The organism is Mycobacterium sp. MUNTM1, assembly GCF_054660795.1.
Genome location: NZ_BAAGDE010000051.1, coordinates 16,940 through 33,427 on the forward strand (window position 1 = coordinate 16,940; position 16,488 = coordinate 33,427).

Below are 16,488 nucleotides of genomic sequence, written 5' to 3' on the forward strand. Positions count from 1 at the left end.
ATCGGCGCGCGCAATTCAGTCACCTGGGAGGTCGGATGTCCTACGAGAGCAGCGCAGAGCCGATCAAGGTCGGCTACCTGATGGACTTCACCCTTCCGCCGGGGTTCCCCGAAGACCTGTTCGCCTCCTTCACCCAGACGTTCGACCTCATCTTCGAAGAGGCCGTCGCCCAGGGCGTGATGGACCGCTCCGTGCAGATGATTTATCGCGAGGTGGAGGGGCTGCCCAAGGGTTCGGTCAAGGCGGTGATCGACGCGTACGGCGAACTGGTCGACGAGGGCTGCCTGGTGGTCTTCGGCCCGAACATCACCGATAACTGCGTCCCATTGCGGGAAGCGATCGAGGAACGGTTCAAAGTTCCCGCGATCAGCGTGACCGGCACCGACGACTGGCTTGGCGAGTGGACCTTCTCCTTCCCCCAGGGATCGATGACCGACGAACCGATCTTCCTGGCCGATCTCATCGCCAAGCGCGGGCTCGGCGAAATCGGTGTCCTGGTCGAGCAGAGCCTCATCGGTGAGAGCTACCTCAAGAATCTGCGAAGCGCCTGCCGGCGCAAGGGCATTCGGATCGTCGCGGAAGTCGCGATCGCGCAGACGGCCCAGGACATCAACACCGCCGTGCAGACGCTGCACGAGGCGAAGGCCGAGGCGATCGTGCACCTGGGCTTCGGCTTCGGAATCGTCTTCATCAACCCGGCACTCGAGTCCCTCGGCTGGGACCCGCCGCGCTTCACCACGACGGCGTGGCAGAACGCCTGGGTGAACCCGATCATGTGGAACGCGTTCATGGGCTGGATCGGTGTCGACCAGTACGACGAGGCGAACCGGATCGGCCAGGACTTCCTCGACAGCTACGCGAAAAAGTACAACGGGAGTCGTCCCGAGTTCTGCGTGACCGTGGTCAACCGCGACGTCGCCGCGACGCTGGTGCGCGCGTTCACCGACGCGCATCCGTTGAGCCCCCGGGGCGTCAAAGAGGCGCTGGAGCGGGTCAAGATGATGCCCGCCGCGTCCGGCGCGCCCGGTACCCGCGTGTCGTTCGGCAAATGGACACGCCGGGCCTGGATGGGTGCCGGATACCTGGTGGCACGCACCCTCGACGCCGACGGCATCAACTCGCACCTGGTGGATCGCTTCGGAGAGGAAGACTGATGTCCACGGAACAAACCACATCGCCTGCCGAGCAGGAGGAACCGGCCGCCCCACAGCGAAAAGCCAAGCGCGGCTGGGGCGGTTGGATCGCCGGCGCGGCGCTGGCAGCCTTCGCGCTGTTCTTCATCGCGAATTGCCGTGTGGCCCTCGACCCTCGCGTCGCGAACCCGAACGTGCAGGGCCGGCCGCGGCCGGTGAAGTTCACGTTCGGCCTGGACTACATCGGGTTTCTGGACTGGGCCACGGTCGTGGCGCTGATCGTGCTGTTGATCGTCTTCGTCAGGGGCTGGCGCCGCAATCCCGGTAGCCCGGTGATGTTGATGTTCCTGTGCACCACGCTCATCGTGTGGCAGGACCCGATCATGAACTGGTCCCCGTTCGCGGTGTACAACCCGGACCTCGTCCACTGGCCGGAATCCTGGCCGCTGGTGTCGTTGTCGCCGACCGTGGAACCGTTCGTGGTCTTCGGTTACGTGATGTTTTACTTCGGCCCCTACTTCCCGGCGGTCTGGCTGCTGCGCAAGCTGCAGGCAAAGTACGGACCCACCAGCTACGTGTCGCGACACCCCTTGGTCAGCCTGGGGCTGATCACGCTGGTGATCGGGTTCATTTTCGATGCCTTCCTGGAAAACATCCTGATCCACTGGGGCATGTACATCTACTCGCAGGTGATCCCCTGGGGCTCGGTGTTCGCCGGCACCACCTTCCAGTTCCCGCTGATCTGGGAATCGTTCTCGGTGTGCTTCGTGATGGTGCCCGCGGCGATCCTCTGCTATCGCGACGACACCGGTAAGTCGGTGGCGGAAAAGCTTGCCGCAAAAGCGAAGTTGTTCCCGTCGCGCCCGGTGCTGGGCACGTTCCTGGTGATGTTCGTCATCATCAACGTGTCCTACTTCGCCTACGGCGGCTGGTTCTGGGCCATCAAGGTCAGCCATGCCGCCACCTCGGTCGCGTGTCCGTGGCCGTATCCCGAGGCGAAAGTGTATGACCCCCAAGGATATTACGAGAAGGCGGGCGCGCAGGGCCCGTACTCGGTCGGCATCTGGTCAACCTGGGCGAGCGGGGAGCCCAACGGGCGACCCCACGTCGATCCTCCGCCGCCCGGTGAGGGCGCGTGTGCTGTCCAGGATCATAAGGTGGGCCGGCATGGCTGAGCCGCGTACGGTCGTCATCACCGGCGCGTCGCGCGGACTGGGCTTCGCCTCGGCGGTGCGGATGTATCGGGAGGGGTGGCGCGTGGTCGCGGCCATGCGCACCCCCGACCGGGGAATGCCGCTGCTGCGCAAGGCTATTCAAGATGCCGCGGGAGCCGACGTCGACGACGAACGGTTGATCGGCGTCCAGCTCGACCTGACCGACAGCGCGTCGATCGCCGCGGCGGCCAAGACGATCGAAGAAACCGTGGGTGCACCGTACGCGCTGGTGCACAACGCGGGTATCTCCGCCGCCGGAATGGTGGAGGAGACCGACATGGCGCTGTGGCAGCGCATGCTGGCCACCAGCGTCCTGGGCCCCGTCACGCTCACCCAGGCCCTGCTGCCGTCGATGCGCGCGGCGGGCCAGGGGCGGATCGTCCTGGTATCCAGCGCGGCCGGGGTGCGGGGCCAGCCCGCCACCGCGCCGTACTCCGCGGCCAAGGGAGCGCTGGAGCGGTGGGGGGAATCGATGGCGTGCGAAATCGCGCCGTTCGGCCTCGGTGTCACGGTTCTGGTGGCCGGCACATATGACACCGAGATCATCACCGACGCCGGCACCACCGATGACCGCAACTTCGGCGGCCCGTACGCCCGGTTGCACAACACCATGAACAGCCGCGGTCGCTTCGCGATGAAAATGGCACGGCCGCCGGAGCGCTTCACCGACGGCCTGCTCAAGGCGATCGATGACCGGGGGGCATTCCGCCGCCGGGGCATCGGCCCGGACGCCTCGATGTTGTTGGTGGCCAACAGGATTCTTCCTGCATCGGGCATGCACCACCTGTCGCGGATCGTGCTGGGCATACCCCGGCAGGGGTCGATGCGCGATGGTGCGTGGCCGTTGACGACAAGTCAAAAGGCGATGGTCTTCGTCGCCCGTGTTCTTCCGCAGCCGGTAATGCAGCGTTTGGCCGCAGTGGCGGGTCGGTTCTCGTCACAAAAAAATGCGGCACCGCAAGGGGATTAAGGGGCAGTCATGGAACAACTTTTCGACGATCTGGAAGACTTCGGCGCGTTCGACGATGCGGTCTCCGGGGACGTGCGCGACCCGTACACCGAACTGGCCCGGCTGCGTCGCGAGGAACCGATTCAGCGCCTGGACACCTCCGGGATGCCCCATGAGGAATCCAAGCCCGTCTTCATCGTCTACCGGCACGAGGAGGCGCAGCAGATGCTGCGCGACAACGAAACGTTCTCCTCGGCGGCCGTCATCGCCGCGTTCGGCCCCGTCCTGGGGGAGCGCGTCATGCTCGGCATGGACGAGCCGATACACGGTCGATTGCGGTCACTGGTGTCAAAGGCGTTCTCGCAGAAGGCCTTGGCGCGCTGGGAGGACGAGCTGGTCGGCCGGGTGGCCAACGGCCTGATCGACAAGTTCGCCGCCAACGGCAAGGCCGACCTGGTCAAGGAATTCACCTTCGACTATCCGAGTCAGATCATCGCCGGGCTGCTGGGCCTGCCCGAGGAGGACTACCCACAGTTTCAGCGCTGGTCCATCTCGCTGCTGAGCTGGATCCTGAATCCGGAACGCGGACTTGCCGCGTCGGCCGCGCTGTGTGACTACTTCGCGCCGATCCTGGCGGCCCGCCGCGCCGAGCCCAAGGACGATCTGATCAGCGCGCTGGCCCAGGCGGAGATCGACGGGGAGAAGCTCGAGGACGAAGAGATCTATTCGTTTCTGCGCCTGCTGCTGCCGGCCGGGGTGGAGACCACCTACCGCGCGCTGGGCAACCTGCTGCTCGCGCTGCTGTCCGATCCCAAGCAACTGGACGCCATCCGCGCGGACCGCTCGCTGCTGCCGCAGGCCATCGAGGAGGGTGTGCGGTGGGAACCGCCGCTGTTGACCATCACCCGGGTCGCCACCCGTGACACCGAACTCGGCGGGGTGCCGATCCCGGCCGGGTCAAGCGTGATGCCGATGCTGGGCGCCGCCAACCGGCAGGAAGACCGATACCCCGAACCGGACTCGTTCGACATCTTCCGCTCGCCCAAGGGCCACCTGGGCTGGGGGCACGGCGTGCACGTCTGCCTGGGCATGCACCTGGCGCGGCTCGAGATGCGCACGGCCATCAACCTTCTGCTCGACCGGCTGCCGAACCTGCGGCTGGACCCCGGGGGCGATGACCCGCACATTCGCGGCCAGGTCTTCCGGTCGCCGACGTCGGTCCCGGTGCTGTTCGACCCCCAATAACCGGCCCCGTCCGAGGCTCCACTTGCCAATCGGCTAGTTTCCAGTAAGGCTCCCCGTAGGGTAACCAGCGCTCTGCGGGACGCCCCTCTAACGAGTCAGAAGAGAGTGACAGATATGACTGAGGCTGTAAAGGTCCGCTTCGAGCCGAAAATGATGATCGACGGCAAGCTCGTCGAGGGCCAGGCCGGCACCTTCACCAACATCAACCCGGCGACCGAGGAGTCCCTGGGCGAGGTTTCGGACGCGTCGAAGGAGGACATGCACCGGGCCATCGACGCCGCCCGGCGCGCCTTCGACGAGACCGACTGGTCGACCAACAAGGAGCTGCGCAAGCGCTGCCTGCTGCAGCTGCACGAGGCGATCGAGTCCGAGATCGACGAGCTGCGCGAGGAGCTCATCCTCGAGGTCGGCTCTCCCCGGGCCATCACGTTCGGACCCCAGCTGGACGCCCCGCTGGAAGACGGGCTGAAGTACCCCGCACGCCTGATCGACGAGTACGCGTGGGAAACCGACCTGGGCGACAAGGTGATCAGCCTGACCGGCACGCTGACCACCCGCAAGGTGTGGCGGGAACCGGTGGGCGTGGTCGGCGCGATCGTGCCGTGGAACTTCCCGTTCGAGGTCACCCTCAACAAGCTCGGCCAGGCGCTGGGCACCGGCAACACCGTGGTGCTCAAGCCGGCGCCCAACACCCCGTTCAACGCGAACCGGCTCGGCCGCCTGATCGCCGAGAAGACCGATATCCCCGCGGGCGTCGTCAACGTCGTCACCGCGTCGGATCACTTCGTGGGCGAGGAGCTGACGCTGTCGCCGAAGGTCGACCTGATCTCGTTCACCGGATCGACAGTGGTCGGCAAGCGGATCATGGAGAAGGGCGCCGCGACCATGAAGCGGCTGTTCCTCGAACTCGGCGGCAAGTCGGCGACCATCGTGTTGGAGGACGCCGACTTCGGCACGGCGTGCATGGTCGGCATCGCGCCGTGCATGCACGCCGGTCAGGGTTGTGCGAACCCGACCCGGTTGCTGCTGCCGCGGTCACGCTATGACGAGGGCGTCGAGATCCTGAAGAACATCTACGAGAACGTCACGTGCGGCGACCCGCAGGACCCCGCGACGCTGTGTGGACCGGTGATCTCGCAACGACAGTTCGACCGCGTGACGGACTACATCAAGAAGGGCGTCGAAGAGGGCGCCACGGCGCTGGTCGGCGGTCCCGGTGCGGAAACCGGTTTCGACAAGGGATACTTCATCCGCCCAACGCTTTTCACCAACGTCGACAACAAGATGACCATCGCGCAGGAGGAGATCTTCGGCCCGGTGCTCTCGGTCATCCCGTTCGACGACGAGGAGGACGCGATCCGGATCGCCAACGACAGCGTGTACGGGTTGGCGGGCAACGTGTTTGCGGGTTCGCTCGAGCGTGCGCTGTCGGTGACCCGCCGGATCAAGGCCGGCTTCATGGGCGTCAACGGCGGCGCCCCGTACGGTGCCGACACACCGTTCGGCGGCTACAAGGAGAGCGGCGTGGGACGCCAGAACGGTATCGCCGGATTCGACCAGTACACCGAGATCAAGTCGGTCGCCTACCCCGCCGGCTAGGAATCACCCTTCGGCGAGATTGCCGTCAGGGTCGCGGTTTTCGGGCTTGATCGCGACCGTGGCGGCAATCTCGCTGTGGACCGGCGGCAGCGGCCGTTTGAGTGTGCAGACGATGCCCCACACGAAATCTCACCGCCGACTTTGACTCCTTGCACCGAGGAGCCCACGATTTCGGCGCGCCCGATGAAGGTGCTCTCCCATCGCTGGGGGCCGGCCACCACGCGCCGTTTGATTCCCCTCACGAACCGGGCCCGGTGCCGGAGTGCTCAACCGGCCGGGCCATCAACTTGACCTAATATTTGTTCAGTCCTAGATTGGCGGGAGAGGTTACGTCGCCCGGGCTGGCGTTGGTGGGGGCGGTTACGTGGATGCCTAGGAGTCCTGTTGAGCGAATTTGAATCGGTTGATTTCTTCACGGACGTGTCCCTGATTCCGGACCCGTACCCGTATTTCGATCATCTCCGGGCGCGCTGCCCGGTGCTGCCGCGACCCGATCAGGGCGTCATGGCGGTAACGGGGCACTCCGAGGCGCTCGCCGTCTACAAGGATCCAGCGTTCTCGTCGTGTGTCTCGGTCGCCGGCCCGTTTTCGGGGTTGCCGTTCGAGCCCGAGGGTGACGATATCGGCAGCCTGATCGAGCAACATCGTTCGCAGATCCCGATGAGCGAACACATCGTGACTCAGGATCCACCCGAGCATGCCCGGACGCGAGGTCTGCTCAGCCGCCTGCTGACGCCCAAGCGGCTCAAGGAAAATGAAGACTTCATGTGGCGGCTCGCCGATCAGCAGCTCGACGAGTTCTTGTCCCGCGGGAGTTGTGAATTCCTCGACGACTATGCGCGGCCGTTCTCCGGGTTGGTGATCGCCGACCTGCTTGGAGTTCCCGTCGAGGATCACGAAGAGTTTCGGGATGTGTTCTCGGGCAAGTTCTCCGGCGGGGTCGAGGACGACTCGGTGACGCGCGCACACAATCCGCTGGAATACCTCGACGATAAGTTCACCACCCACATCACCGAACGCCGCCGGCAGCCACGCGAAGACGTGTTGACCGAGCTGGCCCAGGCGAAGTATCCCGACGGCTCGACTCCCGAAGTCATCGACGTGGTCCGGCTGGCAACGTTCCTGTTCGCGGCCGGCCAGGAAACCACGACCAAGCTGCTCAGCTTCGGGGTCCGCACGCTCGCCGAGAGGCCGGAGTTGCAGAAGCTGCTCCGCGAAGACCGCAGCCGGATACCGAATTTCGTCGAAGAGACGCTGCGCATGGAAAGTCCGGTCAAGTGCCATTTTCGGATGGCCCGCACGACGACCACGATCGGTGACACCGAGATCCCGGCGGGCAGCACGGTGATGCTGCTGCCCGGCGCGAGCAACCGGGATGCCCGCAAGTTCGAGCGGCCCGACGAGTTCCGCATCGACCGGCCGAACGTGCGCGAGCATGTGGCCTTCGGCCGCGGCAATCACTCCTGTCCGGGCGCGCCGTTGGCCCGCGCGGAGGGGCGAATCTCGCTGAACCGCATACTCGACCGGATGGCGGACATCGCCATCACAGAGGCCGAGCACGGGCCGCCGGACGCCCGCCGCTACATCTACGACCCGACGTGGCAGATGCGGGGTCTGAGCCAGTTGCACCTCGAATTCACCCCGATTTCGTGAGCGACCGCGACGTCGGCGAGTGGGGCCCCGGCTTCACCGAGCGGTTGGTGGGCGCGGCAGAACCGTTGGCACGGGCCCGGTTTCGCTTCGACGTGCGCGGGCTGGAATCGTTGCCGTCCGGCGGTGGTGCCCTGATCGTCGGCAACCACTCGGGCGGCATGCTCACGCCGGACGTGCTGATCTTCGCCGCGGCCTTCTACCGCAGGTTCGGCTACCAGCGCCCGCTGTACACGCTCGGACACCACGGAATGTTCGTCGGGCCGATGTCGGGATGGTTGGGCCGACTCGGCGACACCCATGAACTCACCGACGCCATGGCCAACGCGTTCTGCGAAATACACGCTGCGGCAGGGCTTTCCGATGGCATTGCCGCCGTACAAGCGGCTCCAGCCGATGCAACCGCCGGCGTAGCGCACGCCGAAAAAGGTCGAAGGTGAACTCCCCGTCGTAGTCGGCGGCGTCGATGATCGCCACCTTCAAGGTGTGCGTGTGCAGGCTCGGCGTCTCGCTGTACAACAGCATCGCGTCCATACCGTTGAGCCGCTGCACTCGACCATTATTGCCGTGCGCCTCGAGCGATGAGAGCAAAATTCTGGTTCACCCGGCGGCGCTGAGCGCCGGCTTCCATGCCCACGACCACCCCGGGCTTCACCCGCCCAACCCCTTGGTTGACAATCAACGCAAGACTCCACTCTTTTCGAAGTCCACGTGTCAAAGGAGACAAGACCATGGCTGAAGCCGTCATCGTCGAGGCAGTGCGTTCACCGATCGGCAAGCGCAACGGCGGATTGTCCGGGGTGCACCCGGCGGATCTGTCCGCTCAGGTGCTCAACGGCCTGGTCGACAAGGCCGGCGTCGACCCGGGCCTGGTCGACGACGTCATCTGGGGCTGTGTCATGCAGGCCGGGGAGCAGGCCCTCGACATCGGCCGCACCGCGCTGCTGACCGCCGGCTGGCCCGAGACCGTCCCGGGCGTGACCGTGGACCGGCAGTGCGGCTCCAGCCAGCAGTCCATCCACTTCGCCGCCGCCGGCGTCATCGCCGGGCACTACGACGTCGTGGTCGCCGGTGGCGTCGAGTCGATGTCGCGGACCCCGATGGGCGCATCGCTGGCCAACGGCGGCCGCCCGTACCCGCAGGCCTTCCTGGACCGGTACGAGGGCCAGATCCCGAACCAGGGCATCGGCGCGGAGATGATCGCCGAGCAGTGGGGGTTCGACCGCACCGCGCTCGACCAGTTCTCCCTCGACTCGCACGAAAAGGCCGCTGCCGCACAGGATGCCGGCGCCTTCGACGACCAGATCGTGGGCATCAAGGATCAGGACGGCAACGTGGTGCTCAAGGACGAAGGCATCCGCCGCGGCACCCCGATGGAGAAGATGGCCTCGCTGAAGCCGGCGTTCAAGGAAGACGGCGTGATTCACGCCGGCAACTCGTCGCAGATCTCCGACGGCTCGGCGGCGATCCTGTTCATGTCCGCCGAGAAGGCCAAGGAGCTCGGGCTCAAGCCGATCGCCAAGGTGCACACGGCGGCCCTGGCCGGCGCGGACCCGGTGATCATGCTGACCGCGCCCATCCCGGCGACCCAGAAGGTGCTGAAGCGCTCCGGGTTGTCCATCGGCGACATCGGCGCCTACGAGGTCAACGAGGCGTTTGCGCCGGTTCCGCTGGCCTGGCTCAAGGACATCGGCGCCGACGAAAAGAAGCTCAACCCCAACGGCGGCGCCATCGCGCTGGGCCACCCGCTGGGCGGATCCGGTGCCCGGATCATGACCACCCTGCTGTACCACATGCGGGACAAGGGAATTCAGTACGGCCTGCAGACCATGTGCGAGGGCGGCGGCCAGGCCAACGCCACCATCGTGGAACTGTTGTGACCCAGGAGCCGGGGGCCCTGGCCGAACGCCGGGGCAACGTGATGGTGATAACCATCAACCGGCCGGAAGCCCGCAACGCGGTGAACGCCGCCGTCAGCATCGGCCTCGGGGATGCGCTCGAAGAGGCGCAGCACGACCCCGAGGTGCGCGCGGTGGTGGTCACCGGCGCGGGTGACAAGTCGTTCTGCGCCGGGGCCGACCTCAAGGCGATCGCCCGGCGGGAGAACCTCTATCACCCCGACCATCCCGAGTGGGGCTTCGCCGGATACGTCCACCACTTCATCGACAAGCCCACGATCGCGGCGGTCAACGGGACCGCCCTGGGCGGTGGCACCGAGCTGGCGCTGGCCAGTGACCTGGTGGTGGCCGACGAGCGGGCGCAGTTCGGCCTGCCCGAGGTCAAGCGGGGGCTGATCGCCGCCGCCGGTGGCGTGTTCCGCATCGCCGAGCAGCTGCCCCGCAAGGTGGGGATGCAGCTGCTGTTGACTGGCGAACCGCTCACCGCGGCCGCCGCCTGCGAGTGGGGTCTGATCAACGAGGTCGTCCCCCAGGGCTCGGTGCTGGACGCCGCGCTCGCGCTGGCCGCGCGGATCACCGTGAACGCGCCGCTGTCGGTGCAGGCCAGCAAGCGGATCGCCTACGGTGTCGACGACGGGGTCGTCGTCGGTGACGAACCGGGTTGGGAGCGCACGGTCCGCGAGATGAAGGCCCTGCTCCGATCCGAGGACGCCAAGGAAGGACCGCTGGCGTTCGCCGAGAAGCGGGAGCCGGTCTGGAAGGCGCGCTAACTCGCCAGGATGTTGACCCCGAAGCGGAACGCGGAGGGCAACAGCTGGCCGGCCGGCACGATCGCCCGACGCACCGCCCGCGGCGTGCTGGCCAGCACCAGCCCGCGGGTGAGCAGCCGGTAATCGCGGGTGATCCGGTGCCAGGCCTGCTCGTATGACGCGGGCGCCTCGTTGACGATGGCGTCGACGGCCGCGGCGGACTGTTTGAACGCCAGGCTGATGCCCTCGCCGGTGAGCGCGTCCTCGTAGCCGGCCGCGTCGCCTACCAGCAGCACGCGCCCCGCGACCCGGCGCGAGACCACCTGCCGCAGCGGGCCGCAGCCGCGGTGCTGCCCCGGGGCGGCGCCCTGCAGCCGGCGGGCCAGCCGCGGGAACCAGGCCAGGTCGGGCCGGCCACGCGACAGGATCGCCACTCCGACCAGGTCCGGCTCGACCGGCGTCACGTACGCCTCGCCCCAGCGCGACCAATACACCTCGACGACGTCCGACCACGCCGGCACCCGGTAGTGCCACCGCACGCCGTAGCGCCGCGGCGTCCCCGCCGTCGCCGCGATTCCGACCGCGCGCCGGACCTGCGAATGCAGTCCATCGGCCGCCACCAACCATCGCGCGCGCACCCCGGCGGCCGAGACGCCGTGCGCGTCCTGCGCGACACTGGTCACCCGCGTGCGGATCCAGTCGGTGTCTTCTTCTTTGGCCCGCGCGGCCAGCGCCGCGTGCAACGTGGTGCGCCGCACGCCGCGCCCCGGCCCGCTGCGAAAGTGCGCCTGGGCCCGCCGTCCTTCACTCAGGTAAGCGATCCCGTGGAACGGGATGCCGACGGGATCCACGCCCAGCGAGGTCAGTTCGGCCAGCCCGCCGGGCATCAATCCCTCGCCGCAGGCCTTGTCGATGGGGCCGTCGCGCGGCTCGGCCACGATCACCGAAAGCCCTTGGCGGCGAGCGTGTAACGCCGTGGCCAGCCCGCCCGGGCCGCCACCGACGATCAACAGGTCCGCGTCGTAGGCCATGAGCGCCGCTCCTCCTCATCGCATCGCTGAAGCATCGTCGCCGGCGTGGTCGCTCACGTGTAACCCAACGCGGAGTTCTCCACCCGCAGCCGCACCCTGAGCAGCGCGGCGTTGGTCAGCGTGAAGATGATCGCGGTCAGCCACGCCGTATGCACCAGCGGCAATGCCACCCCCTCAGCCACCACTGCAACATAGTTCGGATGGTGCAGCCAGCGGTAGGGACCCTGGCGCACCAACGGCGCCTGCGGCAGAACGATCACCCGGGTGTTCCACCGCCGCCCCAGCGTGGTGATGCACCACCACCGCAACGCCTGGCTGGCCGCCACCACCGCCAGCATCGGCCAGCCCAGCCATGCGATGAACGGCCGGTGCAGCGCCCACGGTTCGACGAGGCAGCCGACCAGTAGCCCGGTGTGGATGATCACCATCACCGGGTAGTGCGATCGGCCAAACTCCGTGGCGCCCTTGGTAAACGACCAACGTGCGTTGCGGGTGGACACCACCAGCTCCGCGACGCGTTCGAGGCCGACCGCCAGCACCAGCAGGTAATACATGGTTACAGTCTTTACCAGCTCTACCAGGCCAGCAGCACCAGCTCGGAACAGAATGCCGGGCCCATCGCGATCATCAGCCCGATCGACCCCGTCGGCGGCGGATCGGCCATGTGGGCCGCGAGCACGTCGAGCACCGAGACCGACGACAGATTTCCATTCTCTCGCAATGAGTTTCGCGTGTGGTCGAGCGCGTCCGCCGGGAGGCCCAGGACGCTCTCGACGGTCTCGATCACCCGCGGTCCGCCCGGATGGCATACCCAGGTCGCCACATCGCGCGGCGACAGGCCGTGGTCGGCCAGGAAATCGCGGACGTCGTCGCCCAAGTATTGGTGCGCGATGGTGGCCACGTCGGCGGACAACACGATCCGGAAGCCGTCACCGCCGATGTTCCAGCCCATGACCTCTTCGGTGTCCGGGTAGATGCGGCTGCGCGTCGCCAGCACCCGGGGGCCGGTGTGTTCCCGGCCCGCCCGGTGGGCACCCTCGGTGACCACCGCGGCCGCCCCGTCGCCGAAAAGGCTGGTGGCCACGAGATTGGCGACCGACTTGTCATCGCGCTGAACGGTCAGCGAGCACAGTTCCACCGCGAGCAGCGCGGCCGTCTGGTCGGGGAACGCGCGCAGGTAGTCGTTCATGCGGGCCACGCCGGCGGCGCCGGCCACACAGCCCAGCCCGAACAGCGGGACGCGTTTGACGTCCGGCCGCAGCCCTAGCCGCGTCGCGAGCCGCGCCTCCAGCGTCGGCACGGCCAGCCCGGTGACCGTCGTCGAAAACACGATGTCGAGCTCCGCCGGTTTGACCCTGGCCTGGTCCAGGGCGGCCAGCAGGGCCTGCTCGCCCAGCTCCAGCGCGACCTCGAGATAGGCGTCGTTGGCCTCGGTGAATCCGCTCAGCTCGCGGTAGCGGGGCAGCCGCAACGCGGTGTTGCGGAACTCGACCCCGCTGCTGCGCGCGAAACGCTGAAAGTCCGGACCGGCGATGTCCGTCAGCGCGCGAATGGCTTCGCTTTGGGTATAGCGATTGGGTGGAAACTTCACCGCGACTCCGGCGATGGACGGATTTTTCAGCGCAATGCCCGTCGAGCCGGCGAGATCACGATTTCCCCCGTAGTCCATGCAGGGATGACGGTGCCGCCGCGCCGCCGGTTCAAATGCCCGCCGCGCGGCCCGGCCGCTAGGGTCGGGGTATGCGGGCTCTGGTCACCGGTGCCACCGGTTATGTGGGATCACGGCTGGTCACCGCGCTGGTGGCCGATCAGCACCAGGTGGCGGCGGCGACGCGAAACCCGGCGCGCCTCAAGCGTTTCGGCTGGTTCGACGACGTCACGGCGGTGCGACTGGATGCCGCCGACCCCGCGTCGCTCGCCGCCGCCTTCGCCGGTTGCGGGCCCGTTGACGTGGCCTATTACCTGGTGCACGCGATCGGCCAGCCCGGTTTTCGCGACGCCGACAAGACCGCGGCGGCGAACTTCGCGGCGGCGGCCCGCGACGCCGGAGTGCCTCGCATCGTCTACCTGGGCGGGTTCGTGCCCGCCGAAGAAGACCTGTCCGAGCACCTGACCAGCCGGGCCGAGGTGGCCGAGGCGCTGACCATCCCGGACGGCCCCGAACTGGTGTGGCTGGGCGCGGCGATCATCATCGGCGCCGGATCGACGTCGTTCGAGATGATGCGCTACGTCGGCGACCGTTTCCCGCTGATCCCGATCCCGTGCTGGATGGACAACCCGATCGACCCCATCTCCATCCGCGATGTCCTGCACTATCTCGTCGCCGCGGCCGATCGCGATCTGGTGCCCGCCGGGGCGTACGACATCGCCGGCCCGGACACCACGACCTACCGGGACCTGCTCAAGGCGTATGCGCGCGCCTCCGGCCGCTGGCACACCGGCCTGCCGGTGGGCAGGGTCGACACCTCGCTGGCCTCGTTGATCACCGGCGTCGCGCTGCCGGTGCCGCCGGGGCTGGCGGGCGATCTGGTCGAATCGCTGGACCACCCGATGGTGGCATCGGCCAGCGGCCTGCGGGATCGGGTTCCCGATCCGCCCGGCGGCCTGCTCGGCATCGACGAGTCCATTGCCCTGGCCTTGGCCGGCCGGTCCACGCACCGGCCGCGTCCCGTCAACGCCCTGGCCGATCCGCACCACCTCGCCAACACCGATCCCGTCTGGGCCGGTGGCGACGCGCTGCGCATCCGCCGACTCGCGCGCCGGGTCACCCCCTCCATCGTGCGGCCGACCCTGGGGCTGGTGAACAGGGTCCCCGGACCGGTGGCCGGAGCGGTACGTACCGGCCTCGACATCCTGATCGCCCTGACCCCGAAGGTGCGTCCAGCATGACCCAGTCGACCAGTAGTCCCCACCACACCGGCGTCATCTCCGAGTTGCGCCGTGCGATCACCAATGTTGCTGTGCCGCATAATGAATCGCCTGCGATCGTGCGCCGCCGGCGCCTCGTCGTCGCGATCACACTGGTGATCGGCGCCGTGGTGCTCGGGTATTCGCTGCGGCGCCATCCGGGGGAGTCCAGCTTCTACTGGCTGACCCTGGCGCTGGCGGGGGTGTGGACCGCCGGGGCGCTGATCTCCGGTCCGCTGCACCTGGGCGGCATCTGCTGGCGGGGCCGCAACCAGCGGCCGGTGATCACCGGCACCGGCGTCGGCCTGTTGCTGGGCGCCGCATTTGTCGTGGGCGGACTGATCGCCCGGCAGATCACGCCGGTGGCGGAGTTGATTACCCGCGTCCTGCTCTACGCCCACCACGGCTGGTATCCGGCGATCGTGGCGATCACGCTGATCAACGGCGTCGCCGAAGAGTTGTTTTTCCGCGGCGCGCTTTACACCGCGCTCGGCCGCTACCACCCGCTCGTGATTTCGACCGTGCTCTATACCTGCGCCACGCTGGCCAGTGGCAACCCGATGCTCGGCTTCGCAGCGATCATCCTGGGGACGGTGTGCGCGGTGGAGCGCCGAGCGACAGGCGGCGTCCTGGCGCCGGTGCTCACTCACCTGGTGTGGGGGCTGATCATGGTTCTCGCGCTGCCCCCGATGTTCGGCGTCTGACGCCGGCTATCGCGCCGAACCGATGACCTCGCGGGCCAGCGCCCGCATTGCTGCGGTGCGCACCGGCCGGAACAAGAACCAGTACACGCGCCCAGGGATGCCCCTCGGCAGGAAGGTGGACCGCTGGGTATAGCGGGTGCCGCGACCGTTCTGGCCGGCGACCGCTATCTCGAGCCACTCCCGTCCCGGCGCCCGCCTGGTGGAGCGCAGCCGCAACAGCCTCCCCGCCGCACGCTCCTCGACCGTCCATCCGTTCGCCCGTGAGTTCACAACGTCCTCCGCCGCCTTCCAGACGTTCGCGGGTTCGGCGCCGGTCGCAGCGGTGCGCACATCGGTGTAGACGATCTCGCCGGCCCAGTCCGGGTCTGTGGGCAGCGCCTCGGCCGGTTCGGACCGCAGCGAGGACCACGTGGGTTCGGGGACACCACGAGCCGAGCGCGCGAGCGCAAGTTCGACGGCCCGCCGGTAGCCGGTCAGCCCGCCCGGTGGCGGCTCGATGATGCCGTCGATGTCCGAATTACGCAGCACCGCATCGCATTCCAGCGATTCGATGAGCGGGCGCGCCAGGCCCGAGGGGATCGGCGTGACGGCCCCGACCCACAGGCTGGCGATCGTCGGGGTCAAGAACGGCAGCACGATCAGATAGCGCCGGCCCAGGCCTGCCACGTCGGCATAAACCCGCATCATGTCGCCGTATTCCAGCACGTCGGGCCCCCCGATGTCCCAGCTGCGCGACTCCGGCACCGGCGCGGCTGCGGCGGCGGCGAGGTAATGGAGCACGTCGCGCACCGCGATCGGCTGAATCTTGTTGTGCACCCATTTCGGCGTGGTCATGACCGGCAACCGATCGGTGAGGTGCCGGATCATTTCGAACGACGCCGAACCCGAGCCGACGACCACCCCGGCCTGCAACACGATCGTCTCGATGCCGGAATCGATCAGCGCGTCCCCGACCGCCTTGCGCGACGCGAGATGCGGTGAGAGATCCCGATTTTCGGGATGCAGCCCACTCAGGTACACGACCCGGCGCACGCCGGCGCGCCGAGCGGCCGTCACGACGTTGCGGGCGGCGCGGATTTCCTCGGCGGCGAAATCCTTCGAGGCGCCCATCGAGTGGACGAGGTAGTACACCACGTCGATGCCGTCGAACGCGGCGATCAGCGAATCGACGTCCCCGAGGTCGCCGCGCGCCACCTCCGCCTGTTGCCGCCACGGCACCTGCGCGAGCTTGTCGGGGTTGCGCGCCAGCGCCCGAACGCGATGGCCCTCGTCGAGCAGCCGGGGCAGCAGGCGCCCGCCGATGTAGCCGGTCGCTCCGGTTACCAGGCACCGCACCTGTTCGGGCATAGGTCCTCCGCCGTTCGTCAGTTGGTCTGACGAGGAGGATTACCGCATCCCAGCGGGATTAA

Annotated in this window: 15 protein-coding genes and 1 pseudogene; 11 read left to right on the forward strand and 5 right to left on the reverse strand. The window is 67.7% G+C overall.

The window, feature by feature from the left end; all coding sequences use genetic code 11:
• Positions 1-35 precede the first annotated feature (35 nt).
• The 7 genes from ACYQ8K_RS23515 (at position 36) to ACYQ8K_RS23545 (ending at position 8,230) form a co-directional block, all read left to right on the forward strand.
• The gene (locus ACYQ8K_RS23515) at positions 36-1,154 is read left to right on the forward strand and encodes an ABC transporter substrate-binding protein (RefSeq protein ID WP_459972768.1); all 1,119 of its coding nucleotides are present in this window, start codon (positions 36-38) and stop codon (positions 1,152-1,154) included.
• Positions 1,154-2,308 carry a spirocyclase AveC family protein gene (locus ACYQ8K_RS23520; protein WP_459972770.1) on the forward strand — a complete coding sequence of 385 codons (1,155 nt, stop codon included), beginning with the start codon at positions 1,154-1,156 and terminating at the stop codon, positions 2,306-2,308. The genes ACYQ8K_RS23515 and ACYQ8K_RS23520 overlap by 1 nt, the downstream gene beginning before the upstream one ends.
• Positions 2,301-3,317: an SDR family oxidoreductase gene (locus tag ACYQ8K_RS23525; RefSeq protein ID WP_459972771.1), complete on the forward strand. Its 1,017-nt coding sequence runs from the start codon at positions 2,301-2,303 to the stop codon at positions 3,315-3,317. The genes ACYQ8K_RS23520 and ACYQ8K_RS23525 overlap by 8 nt, the downstream gene beginning before the upstream one ends.
• Positions 3,318-3,326: 9 nt before the next feature.
• Positions 3,327-4,541 (forward strand): cytochrome P450, encoded by a 1,215-nt coding sequence (locus tag ACYQ8K_RS23530; RefSeq protein ID WP_459972773.1) that lies wholly within the window; start codon positions 3,327-3,329, stop codon positions 4,539-4,541.
• A 114-nt stretch (positions 4,542-4,655) separates the two neighbouring features.
• Positions 4,656-6,140: an aldehyde dehydrogenase family protein gene (locus ACYQ8K_RS23535; protein WP_459972775.1), complete on the forward strand. Its 1,485-nt coding sequence runs from the start codon at positions 4,656-4,658 to the stop codon at positions 6,138-6,140.
• A gap of 384 nt (positions 6,141-6,524) precedes the next feature.
• Positions 6,525-7,793, forward strand: a complete 1,269-nt coding sequence (locus tag ACYQ8K_RS23540; protein ID WP_459972777.1) for a cytochrome P450 — start codon at positions 6,525-6,527, stop codon at positions 7,791-7,793.
• A gap of 92 nt (positions 7,794-7,885) precedes the next feature.
• Positions 7,886-8,230 carry a 1-acyl-sn-glycerol-3-phosphate acyltransferase gene (locus ACYQ8K_RS23545; RefSeq protein WP_459972814.1) on the forward strand — a complete coding sequence of 115 codons (345 nt, stop codon included), beginning with the start codon at positions 7,886-7,888 and terminating at the stop codon, positions 8,228-8,230.
• On the opposite strand, the pseudogene ACYQ8K_RS23550 reads toward ACYQ8K_RS23545, so the two are convergent.
• A pseudogene (locus tag ACYQ8K_RS23550) lies at positions 8,172-8,342 on the reverse strand (wax ester/triacylglycerol synthase domain-containing protein); the annotation flags it as partial. The gene ACYQ8K_RS23545 and the pseudogene ACYQ8K_RS23550 sit on opposite strands and share 59 nt — an antisense overlap.
• A 179-nt stretch (positions 8,343-8,521) precedes the next feature.
• On the opposite strand from ACYQ8K_RS23550, the gene ACYQ8K_RS23555 reads away from it, so the two are divergent.
• Entirely contained in the window at positions 8,522-9,670 is a 1,149-nt protein-coding gene (locus ACYQ8K_RS23555) for a thiolase family protein (RefSeq protein WP_076053468.1), read from the forward strand.
• Positions 9,667-10,458 carry a crotonase/enoyl-CoA hydratase family protein gene (locus ACYQ8K_RS23560; protein ID WP_459972779.1) on the forward strand — a complete coding sequence of 264 codons (792 nt, stop codon included), beginning with the start codon at positions 9,667-9,669 and terminating at the stop codon, positions 10,456-10,458. Before ACYQ8K_RS23555 ends, ACYQ8K_RS23560 begins: the two co-directional genes overlap by 4 nt.
• Here ACYQ8K_RS23560 and ACYQ8K_RS23565 read toward each other — a convergent pair.
• The 3 genes from ACYQ8K_RS23565 to ACYQ8K_RS23575 are packed head-to-tail and all read right to left on the reverse strand — an operon-like array spanning position 10,455 to position 13,137.
• Positions 10,455-11,468, reverse strand: a complete 1,014-nt coding sequence (locus ACYQ8K_RS23565; RefSeq protein WP_459972781.1) for an NAD(P)/FAD-dependent oxidoreductase — start codon at positions 11,466-11,468, stop codon at positions 10,455-10,457. The genes ACYQ8K_RS23560 and ACYQ8K_RS23565 overlap by 4 nt on opposite strands.
• A gap of 53 nt (positions 11,469-11,521) precedes the next feature.
• Positions 11,522-12,022 carry an isoprenylcysteine carboxyl methyltransferase family protein gene (locus ACYQ8K_RS23570; RefSeq protein WP_459972783.1) on the reverse strand — a complete coding sequence of 167 codons (501 nt, stop codon included), beginning with the start codon at positions 12,020-12,022 and terminating at the stop codon, positions 11,522-11,524.
• 20 nt (positions 12,023-12,042) lie between these two features.
• On the reverse strand, positions 12,043-13,137 hold the full coding sequence (locus ACYQ8K_RS23575) for a type III polyketide synthase (protein ID WP_459972785.1): 1,095 nt from the start codon (positions 13,135-13,137) through the stop codon (positions 12,043-12,045).
• 71 nt (positions 13,138-13,208) lie between these two features.
• Between ACYQ8K_RS23575 and ACYQ8K_RS23580 the strand changes: the two genes are divergently transcribed.
• Together ACYQ8K_RS23580 and ACYQ8K_RS23585 are read left to right on the forward strand one after the other, a co-directional pair.
• The gene (locus ACYQ8K_RS23580) at positions 13,209-14,357 is read left to right on the forward strand and encodes an NAD(P)H-binding protein (RefSeq protein ID WP_459972786.1); all 1,149 of its coding nucleotides are present in this window, start codon (positions 13,209-13,211) and stop codon (positions 14,355-14,357) included.
• Positions 14,354-15,079 (forward strand): CPBP family intramembrane glutamic endopeptidase, encoded by a 726-nt coding sequence (locus ACYQ8K_RS23585; RefSeq protein ID WP_459972788.1) that lies wholly within the window; start codon positions 14,354-14,356, stop codon positions 15,077-15,079. Before ACYQ8K_RS23580 ends, ACYQ8K_RS23585 begins: the two co-directional genes overlap by 4 nt.
• Before the next feature lie 6 nt (positions 15,080-15,085).
• Here ACYQ8K_RS23585 and ACYQ8K_RS23590 read toward each other — a convergent pair whose 3' ends face one another.
• On the reverse strand, positions 15,086-16,426 hold the full coding sequence (locus ACYQ8K_RS23590; protein ID WP_459972790.1) for a DUF2867 domain-containing protein: 1,341 nt from the start codon (positions 16,424-16,426) through the stop codon (positions 15,086-15,088).
• Positions 16,427-16,488 lie beyond the last annotated feature (62 nt).